At 66.5% G+C, this 12,900-nt stretch carries 11 protein-coding genes; 4 read left to right on the top strand and 7 right to left on the bottom strand.

What is annotated here, in order from left to right; all coding sequences use genetic code 11:
* Nucleotides 1–180 precede the first annotated feature (180 nt).
* The 3 genes from E5A73_RS02770 (at nucleotide 181) to mazG (ending at nucleotide 2,012) form a co-directional block, all read left to right on the top strand.
* On the top strand, nucleotides 181–687 hold the full coding sequence (locus tag E5A73_RS02770; protein WP_135962527.1) for a gluconokinase: 507 nt from the start codon (nucleotides 181–183) through the stop codon (nucleotides 685–687).
* A 219-nt stretch (nucleotides 688–906) separates the two neighbouring features.
* Nucleotides 907–1,170 (top strand): helix-turn-helix domain-containing protein, encoded by a 264-nt coding sequence (locus E5A73_RS02765; RefSeq protein WP_135962526.1) that lies wholly within the window; start codon nucleotides 907–909, stop codon nucleotides 1,168–1,170.
* 86 nt (nucleotides 1,171–1,256) lie between these two features.
* Entirely contained in the window at nucleotides 1,257–2,012 is a 756-nt protein-coding gene (gene mazG, locus E5A73_RS02760) for a nucleoside triphosphate pyrophosphohydrolase (RefSeq protein WP_135962248.1), read from the top strand.
* A 546-nt stretch (nucleotides 2,013–2,558) separates the two neighbouring features.
* On the opposite strand, the gene hflX is transcribed toward mazG, so the two are convergent.
* The 7 genes from hflX to dusB form a co-directional block, all read right to left on the bottom strand.
* Nucleotides 2,559–3,851: a GTPase HflX gene (gene hflX, locus E5A73_RS02750; RefSeq protein ID WP_135962247.1), complete on the bottom strand. Its 1,293-nt coding sequence runs from the start codon at nucleotides 3,849–3,851 to the stop codon at nucleotides 2,559–2,561.
* A gap of 6 nt (nucleotides 3,852–3,857) precedes the next feature.
* A complete protein-coding gene (hfq, locus tag E5A73_RS02745; RefSeq protein ID WP_135962246.1) occupies nucleotides 3,858–4,349 on the bottom strand; it encodes an RNA chaperone Hfq in 492 nt (163 codons plus the stop codon).
* 122 nt (nucleotides 4,350–4,471) lie between these two features.
* Nucleotides 4,472–5,851 carry a nitrogen assimilation response regulator NtrX gene (gene ntrX / locus E5A73_RS02740; RefSeq protein WP_135962245.1) on the bottom strand — a complete coding sequence of 460 codons (1,380 nt, stop codon included), beginning with the start codon at nucleotides 5,849–5,851 and terminating at the stop codon, nucleotides 4,472–4,474.
* The gene (locus E5A73_RS02735; RefSeq protein ID WP_240699979.1) at nucleotides 5,848–8,034 is read right to left on the bottom strand and encodes a sensor histidine kinase NtrY-like; all 2,187 of its coding nucleotides are present in this window, start codon (nucleotides 8,032–8,034) and stop codon (nucleotides 5,848–5,850) included. Before E5A73_RS02735 ends, ntrX begins: the two co-directional genes overlap by 4 nt.
* Nucleotides 8,035–8,160: 126 nt before the next feature.
* The gene (gene ntrC / locus E5A73_RS02730) at nucleotides 8,161–9,594 is read right to left on the bottom strand and encodes a nitrogen regulation protein NR(I) (RefSeq protein WP_135962243.1); all 1,434 of its coding nucleotides are present in this window, start codon (nucleotides 9,592–9,594) and stop codon (nucleotides 8,161–8,163) included.
* Nucleotides 9,591–10,688: a two-component system sensor histidine kinase NtrB gene (locus tag E5A73_RS02725; RefSeq protein WP_135962242.1), complete on the bottom strand. Its 1,098-nt coding sequence runs from the start codon at nucleotides 10,686–10,688 to the stop codon at nucleotides 9,591–9,593. The genes ntrC and E5A73_RS02725 overlap by 4 nt, the downstream gene beginning before the upstream one ends.
* Nucleotides 10,664–11,662, bottom strand: coding sequence for a tRNA dihydrouridine synthase DusB (gene dusB / locus E5A73_RS02720; RefSeq protein WP_135962241.1), 999 nt, complete (start codon nucleotides 11,660–11,662; stop codon nucleotides 10,664–10,666). Before dusB ends, E5A73_RS02725 begins: the two co-directional genes overlap by 25 nt.
* 83 nt (nucleotides 11,663–11,745) lie before the next feature.
* On the opposite strand from dusB, the gene E5A73_RS02715 reads away from it, so the two are divergent.
* A complete protein-coding gene (locus tag E5A73_RS02715) occupies nucleotides 11,746–12,888 on the top strand; it encodes a bifunctional 2-C-methyl-D-erythritol 4-phosphate cytidylyltransferase/2-C-methyl-D-erythritol 2,4-cyclodiphosphate synthase (protein WP_135962240.1) in 1,143 nt (380 codons plus the stop codon).
* Nucleotides 12,889–12,900 lie beyond the last annotated feature (12 nt).

The raw sequence follows: 12,900 nt of genomic DNA, 5'->3' as shown, positions 1-12,900 counted from the left end.
CGTGGCTACCCCGCGCTCCCGTGTGAGGCACGTGCGACCAAGGTCGTAGTTTCCAGCCGAGGGGCGCCGATCCAGAAAGCCCGGCAGCATCGCCCGCGGTGTGAGCCCGGGAGCCGCCCGGCTGCTGAGGACGCCGACTTGCCGCCACCCCCTGACTCCGCCCCGCTGGCAATCGTCGTGATGGGCGTCAGTGGTTGCGGAAAAACCACTTTGGGAGCGCTCCTCGCCGAGGCCCTGCATTGCCCGTTCCTCGACGGCGACGATTTTCACGCACCCGAGGCAGTCGCCAAGATGCGCAGCGGCCAGCCGCTCGACGATATGGATCGCTGGCCGTGGCTCGAGCGCCTCGGCGCGGCCACTGCCCGTGCGATTGCCGAGCATGGCGCCGCCGTCACTGCCTGCTCGGCGCTGCGCAGATCCTATCGCGACCGGCTGCGCGCGACGATCGGTCGGCCGGCTCGCTTCGTCCTGCTCGACATTCCACGCGCGCAACTGCTGCAGCGACTGACCGATCGCGGCGGACATTTCATGCCGGCCACTCTCCTCGACAGCCAATTGGCCACGCTCGAACGACCGCTGGACGAAGCCGACTCGATCATCTTCGCCGATGAAAGTCAGCCCTTATTGCTGCGCGACCTCATCCTGGCGCAATTGCCGGGCGGATCGGCGCGGCATCCTGCTCTCTGACAAAGCTGTCAGACAGGTTTCAAGCGCCGTTCTACTGGGTAAGCCGCAGTATCACGCGCTTTTTTCGCACGTTGACAACGCTGCCAGCAAAATATCGCTTGAACCTGTCTGACTGATTCCGGTATTGTTAGCGTTAACGTATCCCAAGGCGTTTTCGGCATAAGCCGATGATCGCCTTCAAAATCGGACGCGAACAGGAGAGGTACTATGCATGCCGCGATGGATCTGCATGACAGTCTCGATCACGAGCGGAGGCCCATGCCTCCCTGCCCACCGCCGCGGCTCACGCCGACCCAGATGGAAGTCCTGCGTTGCGTCCATTCGGGGCTGCTGAACAAGCAGATCGCGTACGAGCTCGGCATCGCCGAGGCCACGGTCAAGGTTCACATGACCGCAGTGATGCGCAAGCTCAACGTCCGCAACCGCACCCAGGCCGCGATCGCCGCGGGCGATTTCGGCTGGGGCGGCGCCTGGCGCGCATGAGCTGAGGCGGGATCCGCGCGGTGGCGGCAGCGCGGCGGCGGCGCTATGCTGGGCACCCGTTCCCGCCCGAGAAGAGCCCCCTGAGCATGCGCCAAGTGAATATCGACCGCCTCGTCTCGATCATGGCGCGGCTGCGCGATCCCAAGACCGGTTGCGAATGGGATACGGTCCAGACCTTCGAGACGATCGCCCCCTATACGATCGAGGAGGCGTATGAAGTCGCCGACGCGATCGAGCGCGGCGACATGGCCGAGCTCAAGGACGAGCTCGGCGATCTGCTGCTCCAGGTCGTGTTCCACAGCCGCATTGCCGAGGAGGCGGGGCATTTCGCGCTTCCCGACGTGATCGACAATATCAGCGACAAGATGGAGCGCCGCCACCCGCACATCTTCCTCGGCAAAGCCGAGGGCGGCCATCACCTCTGGGAGCAGATCAAGGCCGAGGAGCGCGGCGCCAAGGGCCACGAAAGCGCGCTCGACGGCGTGGCGCTCGGCCTTCCCGCCTTGCTCCGCGCCGAAAAGCTCCAGAAGCGCGCCGCGCGCACCGGCTTCGACTGGCCCGATCCGAGCGGCGCCCGCGCCAAGATCGACGAGGAGCTGGCCGAAGTCGAAGCCGCCGAAACCATTGACGAGCGCGAGGAAGAGATCGGCGACCTACTGTTCGCAATGGTCAACTGGGCCCGCAAGCACGGCGTTGACCCCGAAGCCGCTTTGCGCGGCGCCAATGCCAAGTTCGAACGCCGCTTCAAGGCGATGGAGGACGAAGCAGGGGATGCGTTCGCGGGGCTCGATCTGGAGGGCAAGGAAGCGCTTTGGCAAAGCGCGAAAGCCAGTGGCGTTTGATGAAGAAGCTCCTCTTCGTCTGCAGCCAGAACCGTCTCCGAAGCCCATCGCCGAGCAGATCTTCGCGGGCCATCCGGCGATCGAGGTCAGTTCAGCCGGCACCAATCACCATGCCGAAAATCCGCTGGACCGGCGAATTGGTCGAGTGGGCCGATCTGATCGTAGTGATGGAGCGCGCGCGTCGCAACAATACGCATGCTGCCCAGCCGGTGTCGGCGCTTGCAATGTAGGGTTTCGCCTGCTCGACTGACCGGCGCTGGCCACCAGCCCCGCCCTTTGAACCGTAGAGCTGCCCCCACACGCCCCCTTTCGTCACCCCGGCGGAGGCCGGGGCCCAGAGCCAATCAGGTCATCGCCAAATAACCGGGATCCCGGCTTTCGCCGGGATGACGGTGTTTGGCCGTCGTCGCCACGCCCTGGAATGCAGAATCCGCAAAGCGTCACACTGTCAACTTCGGCGGCATGTTGTTCCACATTCCCCTCGCAAATGCGCGACAACCGCACCTCGCGCGCAAAACGCGTTTCCCGCGTCCGCAAATTCCGCGTTCAGCCCTGCCGCGTCAGAAACCGCTCATAATCCCCCGGCGCCATCCGCACTTCGTACAGCGCCTGATCGTCCTCGATCCGCTGCTCGACGACTTCGCCATGCTGGTGGAGCCACGCCGCGCCCGCGCCGTCGCCCGAGGCCAGCGTGATCCAGAAGCGCCGATGCCCCGCGGTCAGCCGAGTCGCAACCGTGGCGATCAGCGCATCCACGCCCTCCCCCGTCAACGACGAGAGCGGCATCACGTCCTCGCGCTTGCCGGCATCCTCGAGCAATTGCGCGCGCCGCTCCTCGTCGAGCAGGTCGAGCTTGTTCCACGCCTCGAAGCGCGGCGTCGCCTCGGCCACGCCGATCTCGCTCAGCACCTTCTCGACATCGGCGCGCTGCGCCTCGCTGTCGGGATGCGCCACGTCGCGGACGTGGATGAGGAGATCCGCCGACACCACTTCCTCCAGCGTCGCCTTGAACGCCGCGACCAGCTGGGTCGGCAGCTCGGAGACGAACCCCACCGTGTCGGACAGGATCGCCTTGTCGATCCCCGGCAGCGAAATCTGTCGCAAGGTCGGGTCCAGCGTCGCGAAGAGCAAATTCTCCGCCATGACGTCAGCGCCAGTTAACCTGTTGAAAAGCGTAGACTTTCCAGCGTTGGTATAGCCGACCAGCGCAATCACCGGCCAGGGCGCCCGCTGGCGCCGGTCGCGGTGCAAGGTCCGTGTGCGCGAGACCTGGTCGAGCTCCTTCTTGAGCCGCGCCATGCGGTCGCGAATCAGTCGGCGATCGGCCTCGATCTGGGTCTCGCCCGGGCCGCCGAGAAAGCCGAAGCCGCCGCGCTGGCGCTCGAGATGGGTCCAGCTGCGCACCAGCCGGCCCGCCTGGTAATCGAGATGCGCGAGCTCGACCTGCAGTCGCCCCTCGGCGGTGCGCGCGCGCTCGCCGAAGATCTCGAGGATCAGCCCGGTGCGGTCGATCACCTTGCACTTGAGCGCGGTTTCGAGGTTGCGCTGCTGCACCGGGGTCAAGGCCGCATCGAAGACCGCGAGTTGAAGTTCCTGATCGCGAACGGTTTCGGCGATCGCCTCGACCTGGCCCGAACCGATCAAGGTCCCCGGCTTGGGCTGGCGCAATTTGACCGCGAGCTTCTCGCGCACTTCGACGCCGATCGCCGCGGCAAGCCCCGCAGTCTCTTCGAGGCGCGCGTCGGCGTCGCGCGAACTGGCGCCCATTTCCGGGTAGACGACAATCGCGCGCGCACCGCGGGCAAATTCGTCGGCGTCGCGGTCAAAACCTGTGGACATGAATGCTCAATCGCCGTCGGGCGCAGTTGTTTCCTCGGCCAGGTTGAGCGGGTGCGCCGGCTGGACCGTCGAGACGGCATGCTTGTAGACCAATTGCGCCATGCCCTCGCGCTGGAGCAGCATGCAGAACAGGTCGAATGCGGCGATCTGGCCCTGCAGCATCACGCCGTTGACCAGGAACATCGTGACGTTTTCCTGCTGCTTGCGCACCGCATTGAGGAAGATTTCCTGCAGAACCGGGTTCTTGTGCTGGAATTCTCCCGCCGCTTCGAGGAGCGTGGCGAGATCGATCGGGCCGGCGGGCATGATCGTCGAGATCGCATGCTTGTAGATCAGCTGCGACTGGCCGTCGCGGCGGAGCAGCACCGAAAAATTATCGAACCAGGTGACGATGCCCTGAAGCTTGACGCCTTTCACGAGGAACATCGTGACCGGCACTTTCGAGCGCCGGAGCGAGTTGAGGAACAGGTCCTGAAGCGAAGTCTGCTTCTCGGCCATTATAGTTTCCTTCTATTCTTGGCGGGATCATGTCCCGCTTCGCGCCGGTTCCCGGCGTCGGAATGCCGCGCCACCTTGGTGCGGAGCCCGCAGTCTATTGGTTCTGCCGGGCCGCGTCCAACCTATTCCTCGCGCGTCTCGGTGATCCCGAGCAGCTTCAATTTGCGGTGAAGGGCCGAGCGTTCCATCCCGATGAAGCTCGCGGTGCGCGAGATGTTGCCCGAAAAACGGCGGATCTGCACCCGCAGATATTCGCGCTCGAAGGTCTCGCGCGCTTCCTTGAGCGGCGCGCCCATGATCGCATTCGCGCCCGTGCTGCCTCCGCCCTCGCCCTGGCGGCCGAGCACTTCGGGGGGGAGCAAGTCGAGGTCGATCCGACCGATCCGGTCGCCCGGCGCGAGGATCACGGTCCGCTCGACGACGTTGCGCAGCTGGCGGACATTGCCCGGCCATTCGTAGCTCTGCAGCGCGACCATCGCGTCGGGCGCGACTTCGGGAGTTGGCACCCGCCGGTCGCTGGCATAATGCGCGACGAAATGCTCGACGAGCACCGGGATGTCCTCGCGCCGGTCGGTCAGCGACGGTATCGCGACGGGGACGACGTTGAGCCGGTAATATAGATCCTCGCGGAAGCGCCCCGCCGCGATCTCCGCCATCAGGTCGCGCGCCGTCGCCGAGACGACACGAACGTCGACCTTGACGATGCGCGTGCCGCCGACTCGGCTGAAGCTCTGGTCGGTGAGCACGCGCAGGATCCGCGCCTGCGTCGCGATCGGCATGTCGGCGATCTCGTCGAGGAACAGCGTGCCGCCATGCGCCTGTTCGAGCAGGCCGGGGCGGACGAGGTCGCCCGCCTCCTCGACTCCGAACAATTCCTCCTCGACGCGCTCGGGGATCATCCGCGCCGCGCTGACGATCACGAAGGGGGCCGAAGTGCGCTGGCTCCAGCCATGGAGCAGCCGCGCGGCGACTTCCTTGCCGACGCCGGCGCCGCCGGTGATCAGCACTCGGCTGCCGGTCGAGGCCACGCGTTTCAACGTCGCGCGCACGGCGTTGATCGCGCCGGAATTGCCCGTCAGGTCGTTCTCGCGGCCGACCGAGGCGCGCAGCGAGACCACTTCCTGGCGCAGCCGGTCGGTCTCGGTCGCCCGCTCGACGAGGAGGAGCAGCCGCTCGGCCTCGAACGGCTTCTCGATGAAGTCGGAGGCGCCGCGGCGGATTGCGGCGACGGCGGTGTCGATATTGCCGTGCCCCGAGATCACCAGCACCGGGATCGAGGGATCGCGCCGCTTGATCTCGTCGAGCAATTCGAGCCCGTCGAGCCGTGAGCCCTGCAGCCATACGTCGAGCAGGACCAGGCTCGGCCGGCGCTCGGCGATCGCTTCGAGCGCGGCGTCGCTGTCGGCGGCGGCGCGGGTGGCATAGCCCTCGTCCTCCAGCACACCCGCGACGAGCTCGCGAATGTCGCGTTCGTCGTCGACGACGAGGATATCGAGGCTCATTGGGATTTTCCGCTTCTGGTAAGCGCCGGGGCCTTGGGCTCGGCCGGTTCGGCGTCATTGTTCTGCTGGGCGAGGCGCTCGAGCGCCTCGGTATCGAAGCCGATCGTGACGATCGTCCCGCCGCCCGCATGGTCGGTAAAGCCGATCGTCCCGCAATGCTCCTCGACGATCTTCTTGACGATCGCGAGGCCCAGCCCGGTGCCGCGGCTGCGTGTCGTCATATAGGGTTCGACGATGCGATCGCGCTCGACCGGCAGGCCGACGCCGTTGTCGGCAACCGTCAACACGATGCGCGCATCGTCTTCGACGGCAATCGAAAGCGTGACTTCGCCGTGCGGCAGCGCCGATCCCTCGCCGCGCGCCTCGATCGCCTCGACCGCGTTCTTGATGACGTTGGTCAGTGCCTGCCCCATCTGGCGGCGGTCGCAGACCAGGCTCGGTGGCTCGGCGGGCGAATCGAGTTCGAAGCGGATCGCCGGATGGGCGACTTCGTGGAGGAACAGCGACTGGCGCGCGATATCGATCAGCGACTCGGGGCGGAACAGCGGCTTGGGCATCCGCGCGAACGAGGAGAATTCGTCGACCATCCGGCGGAGATCGCCGACCTGGCGGACGATCGTCCCGGTCAACTGGCTGAACACCCCTTCGCCGCCTTCGATCTGCTTGCCGTAGCGCCGCTGGAGGCGTTCCGCGGCAAGCTGGATCGGCGTCAGCGGGTTCTTGATCTCGTGGGCAATGCGGCGCGCGACGTCGGACCAGGCGGCGCGGCGCTGGTCGAGCAATTGCTGGGTGATGTCGTCGAAGGTGAGTACCTTGCCCGCTTCATCCGAGGTGATCTTGACCGCGAGCGTCCGCGCCTCGCCGCCGACGGTGACTTGCGCCACTGCCTCGCGCTCCGCACCGTCGAGCAATGCATCGAGCTCGGGGGCAATCCAGACCAGCGGCTTGGCCAGCGATTCCGCTTCGCTGCGCCGGAGCAGCGCCAGCGCCGAGGCATTCATCAGCCGGATCACGCGATCGGCGCCGATCGAGATGACGCCCGCAGAAACCCCCGACATCACCGCCTCGATCAGTGCGCGGCGGCTCTCGAGCTGGGCGTTGGCGGTGACGAGTGCGGTGTTCTGGAGTTCGAGCTGTGCGGTCATCCGATTGAAGGCATCGCCGAGCGTGCCGATCTCGTCCTCATGCTTCGGCGTGGCGACTCGCGCGCCCAAATCGCCCCCCGCGACCCGTCGCGCCGCCGTCACCAACTCGTCGATGGGACGCACGAGACGGTCCGCCACCGCGAGCGCAATGGCAGTCGCGAGCCCGACGATCAGGAGCGCGACGCCGAACAGCACCGCATTGAACTGGATCTGAAGGGAGCGGGCACGCTTCTGCAGTGTATCATATTCGGCAATGATGCCGGCGGCTGCCTGGCTTTGTCGATTGAGGTAGTCGACGTTGACCGGGGTGGCCACGTAGAGAAACAGGTTCTGGGCCCGGTTTACCGGGGTCACCACCCACAACATGTTCGAATCATAATTCGTGGCGCTGTCCTGGTTGCGCAATTGGCTGAGCACCTGCGCCGAGACGCGCGCCGTGAAGACCGCCGGCTCGGGGGCTTCGTACGCGTAAAGCGCTTCCACGGTTTTACCGTCTACGACCCGAAACAGCACCGACTGGTAGAGGCTGCGAAGATAGGTCTGCTCGAGAAAACGGAGTTGGAAGTCCGCGGACCCCTCTGGAATTTGAGGATATTTCCTCAACAAGTCATCAACCATGGTCCGGGCCTCGCCGGTCCATCGCTTTACGATAAGATTCTGCCCCTCCTTCGCAATCGCCACCGTGGAGTTGAACGCTTTCTGAGCGCGTTCGGAGCCCCAGAGCTGCACACCCGACTGGAACATCACGGAAGCGGCGATGACGGTGAGCACGATCGGGATGGTCGCCATCAAGCTGAACACTGCGACGAGGCGGACGTGCAGTCGGCCCCGCTCCGCCAACCCACGCTGGGCGGCACGGCGGATCGCGATTCGCCGCCCGACCAGCACGATCAGCGCGACGCAGGGAAGCAGGTTGGCGAGGAGCAACAGCGCAGCGACGCCAGGGCTGAACAGCTGGCCACTCCAAAAACGGGTGACGAACAGATAGGTACCAAGCGGAGCCGCTAGCACCAACGCGAGAACCGCGATCTCCAGCATGCGGGTGCGCGCGAAGCGGGGTTCGCGCTCAACCCCTACGATAGCTGACTCTCTCGCCGCATCCATCGTTGCCGGGATACAACGATATTGTGGCCGAAAGAACACATAATTTTGGGCTAATCGTCGCTAATCGGCACCGTTCGGTCCCATCTCGATCCCCAGCGTGTCGAGCCGCTTGCGCAACGTGTTGCGATTGATCCCCAGCGCCCGGGCGGCGCGCAGCTGGTTGTTCTGGTGCCGCGCGAGCATCGCCTCGATCAGCGGGCGCTCGACCTCGCCGATGATCCGTTCGTACAGGCTGCCGTCGTCGAGCGCGCGCGGCTCCTCGATCGCCATGCGCTCGAGTCGCGCGCGTACCGCTGCGTCGATCCCCGGATCGCGCGCGGCGGGCTGGAAGCTCCCCGCCTCGCCGATCGCGCGGCGGATCGCGTCGGCGTCGATCCATTCGTCGCGGCTGAGCGCGGCGATGCGCCGCATCAGATTCTCGAGCTCGCGCACGTTGCCGGGCCAGTCATAGCCCTCGAGCACTGCCATCGCGCCCTGATCGAGCTGCTTGCGCGGCAGACCTGCTTCCGCTGCGCGATCGAGAAAATGGCGGGCAAGCAAGGGCACATCCTGCCGCCGCTCGCGCAGCGCGGGAAGGCTCACCGGCACGACGTTGAGCCGGTAGAACAGATCCTCGCGGAACTGTCCGCTCTGGACGAGCGCGCCCAGGTCCTTGTTGGTCGCCGCGACGATGCGGACATCGGCCCGGATCGTCCGCGCACCGCCGACGGTGGTGAACTCGCCCGATTGGAGCACGCGGAGCAGCCGGGTCTGCGCGTCCATCGGCATGTCGCCGATCTCGTCGAGGAACAGCGTCCCCCCCGCCGCCTGCTCGAACTTGCCGGCGACGCGAGTCGCCGCACCGGTGAACGCGCCGCGCTCGTGCCCGAACAATTCGGCTTCGATCAGGTCGCGCGGGATCGCCGCCATGTTGAGCGCGACGAAAGGCGCGCGGCGGCGCGGTCCGAGCTCGTGAACCGCCTGCGCGACCAGTTCCTTGCCGGTCCCCGATTCGCCCGAGATCAGCACGGTCAAGTCGTTGGAGACCACGCGCGCGATCACCCGATAGACTTCCTGCATCGCCGGCGAGCGGCCGATCAAGGTCGAGCCGCCGCCGATCTCCGCCTCGGCAAACTCGGCCGGCGGCCGCTGGCGCCGCGCGATCGCCCCGCGGACTGCCTGGGTGAGCACGTCGAGGTCGAACGGCTTGGGCAAATAGTCGAACGCGCCGACTTCGGTCGCGCGCACCGCGGTGGCGAGCGTATTCTGTGCCGAAAAAACGATGATCGGCAGCTCGGGATATTCGCTCGCCAGCGCGGCCGCGACATCCAGCCCGTTGCCGTCGGGCAGCACCACGTCGGTCACCAGAACGTCGGGCACGCCGCCGGCGAGTGCCCGGCGCAGCTCCGCGATGCTCGCCGCGGTGGTCACGCGGTGCCCCTCGCGCTTGAGCGCCGCGGCGACGACGGTGCGGATCGCGGCATCGTCGTCGACGATCAGGACGCTGCCGCTCATGCCGCCCTCGGCAGCAGGATGCGGAACACAGTGACTTCCGGCTCGCGCTCGCGGGCATATTGGACGATTCCGCCCATGTCGCGGACCAGTTTCTCGACCAGCGGCAGGCCGAGCCCCTTCCCCTCGGGCTTGCCCGATACGAACGGCTCGAACAGATGCTCGGCGATATCCGCGGGGGCGCCCGGGCCATTGTCGGTCACCAGGATCTCGATCGGCAGCGGCTGGCGCGGCCGGCCCGCGCCGGTGCTCACCGACATACCGTGGCGATACGCCGTCGCCAGCGTGATCCGCGGCTTGGCAAGGTCGCCGACCGCCTCGGCGGCGTTCTTGAGCAGGTTGAGCAGGACCTGGAGAAACGCATCCGAATCGACCAGAACCGGCGGCAGCGAGGGATCGAAATGCTCCTCGATCGCGATATTCCTCGCGAAGCCGGCGAGCGCGACGCGGCGGGCATGATCGAGCAGGGGGTAGATATTGGTCGGCGCCAGTTTGAGCGGCCGGGTGTCGGTGAAATCCTGCATCCGGTCGATCAGCGCGACGATGCGGTCGACTTCGGTGGTGATCAGCTGGGTGAGCTCGCGCTCCTCGCCGCCGCTCTCGAGCAATTGCGCCGCGCCGCGTATCCCCGAAAGCGGGTTCTTGATCTCGTGCGCCAGCATCGCCGCCGCGCCAACTGCCGCGCGCGCCCCGGCCGTACGATCGGCACCCTGCGCGACTCTGCGGGCATGCGGCGCATGGTGAAGCGTGACGATCCGCCAGCCGGGCTGATCGGCGATCGGCGTCTCGACGAAATCGACTCGGATGCGCGGGCCCCGCACTGCTTCGATCTCGATGTCGAACGCCGCGAAGCCGTGTCCGTCGCGGCGGTCGGCATAATCCTCGGGCGGGAGCAATACCGCCTCGTAAGGCTGCCCCACCATCGTGGTCTCGCTATGGTTGAGCAAAAGCTCGCAAGCCGAATTGGCATGGGCGATGCGGCCGTCGGGATCGATCACCAGCACCGCGACGGGAAGCGCGGCGAACAGGTCGCCAAAGCCAGGTCCCTTTACCGGTTCGGGCCTGGCGCGCCTCAGGCTGCCGCGCGCGAAGACCATGGCGCGTAGAATTCGGCGAGCATGTCGAGCACGCGCACGGGATCGGAAATCTTGTTGACCATGTTGCGAAACTCGGCCGAGCCATGGATGCCCTTGGTGTACCAGCCGATATGCTTGCGCATCATGTTGACGCCCACTTCGTTGCCATAATGGCCGAGGGTGTCGGCATAATGCTCGACGATGACGCGGTATTGCTCGTCGAGCGAGGGTTCGGGCCGCTCGGGCTTGCCGGTCAGCGCGTCCATCACCTGGCGCAGCACCCATGGCTTGCCATAGGATCCGCGGCCGATCATCACCCCGTCCGCGCCCGATTGCGCCAGCGCCGTGCGCGCATCGTCGACGGTGCAGATGTCGCCATTGGCGATCACCGGGATCGACACTGCGTCCTTCACCGTCCGGATGAAGCCCCAGTCGGCCGAGCCCTTGTACATCTGGTTGCGGGTGCGGCCGTGCACCGTGATCATCTTCGCGCCGAGATCCTCGGCGATGTGCGCAAGCTCGGGCGCGTTGAGGCTGGCATGGTCCCAGCCCATCCGCATCTTGACCGTGACGGGAACGCTGACCGCCTTGACGCAAGCCTCGATCAGCGACGCGGCGAGCTTGAGGTCGCGCATCAGCGCCGAACCCGCGTCGCCGCTGGTCACCTTGCGCACCGGGCAGCCCATATTGATGTCGACGATCGCAGCGCCGCGGTCCTCGCTGAGCTTCGCCGCCTCGGCCATTTCGTACGGCGTGCAGCCGACGAGCTGCATCGACACCGGCTCTTCGATCGGATCCCAGGCGAATTTCTGAAGCGACTGGCGCGTCTCGCGGATCGCCGCCTGGCTGGCGACCATCTCGGTGACGTTGAGCCCCGAGCCGTAGCGCCGGACGATTCGTCGGAACGGCAGATCGGTCACGCCGGTCATCGGCGCGAGCAGCACCGGGGCTTCGACCCGGACGGGGCCGATCTGGATGGGGGCGAGTTCGCGCATGATCTGCCTGAAAAATAGGCAGCGACGCCTAGCGGCACAAGCGCGGATTGGCAAGCCGCGGCTTCCCCGCTACCCGCGGCCTCATGGGCAAAACCGCCGCGCTGATCGTCGCCGCCGGACAGGGCATTCGTGCCGGGGGGACCGTGCCCAAGCAATTCGCGCCGCTCGCGGGCATGCCGATGCTGGCCCATAGCTATGCGGCGCTGTCATCGCACCTGAGCATCGATCACGTCCTGATCGTCATCGGGGAGGGCCAGGAGGCGGCGCTGCGGGACGCGCTTGGCGACGTGGCTTTCGTGATCGGCGGCGACACGCGGCGCGAGTCCGTGCGCAACGGCCTCGATGCGATCGACGCCGAACGGGTGCTGATCCACGACGCGGCGCGCCCCTTTCTCTCCCACGCCGTGATCGACTCGTTACTCGCTGCGCTGGACACCCACGAAGGCGCCCTCCCTGCCCTCCCCTTGGCCGACACGCTCGCGCACGGCGACGTGACACTTGGCGAGACCGTGCCGCGCGACGGGCTCGTCCGCGTCCAGACCCCGCAGGCGTTTCGCATCGAGACCATTCGTGAGGCGCACAACTCCTGGCCAGCGGACTCCGAAGCCACTGACGACGCACAGATGGTCCGCGCGCTCGGCATCGAAATCGCCATCGTTCCCGGAGACATCGCACTGGAAAAGATCACGCACCCCGCTGACTTTGCCGCCGCGGAGGCGCGCCACTTCGCGGCGATGCGCGTCCGCACCGCCATCGGCTACGACGTCCATCGCTTCGCCGAGAGCGAGGAACTGTGGCTCGGCGGGATCCTCATACCGCACAGCAAGGGTCTGTCGGGGCATAGCGACGCCGATGTCGTGCTCCACGCGATCACCGACGCGCTGCTGGGTACGATCGGCGCGGGCGATATCGGCATGCATTTCCCGCCGAGCGACCCGCAATGGCGCGGTGCCGCCTCGGCGCGCTTCCTCGAGCACGCCGCCGGGCTCATCGCCGCCCAGCGTGGGATCATCGACTTTGTCGACGTGACGATCATCTGCGAAGCACCCAAGATCGGACCCCACCGCGAGGCGATCCGCGCCAGCATCGCCGCTATCCTGCGCCTTCCCGAGTCGTCGGTCAGCGTAAAGGCCACCACCACCGAGCGGCTCGGCTTCACCGGGCGCGGCGAAGGCATGGCCGCGCAGGCGATTGCGACCGTCCGGGTACCTGCGGACAACGCCTGACTCGCTATCGAA

The sequence above is a fragment of the Sphingomonas gei genome, from assembly GCF_004792685.1.
GTDB classification, from domain to species: domain Bacteria; phylum Pseudomonadota; class Alphaproteobacteria; order Sphingomonadales; family Sphingomonadaceae; genus Sphingomonas; species Sphingomonas gei.
The sequence above is the reverse complement of the archived record's forward strand: the minus strand, read 5'-3'. Positions and strand labels throughout refer to the sequence as shown.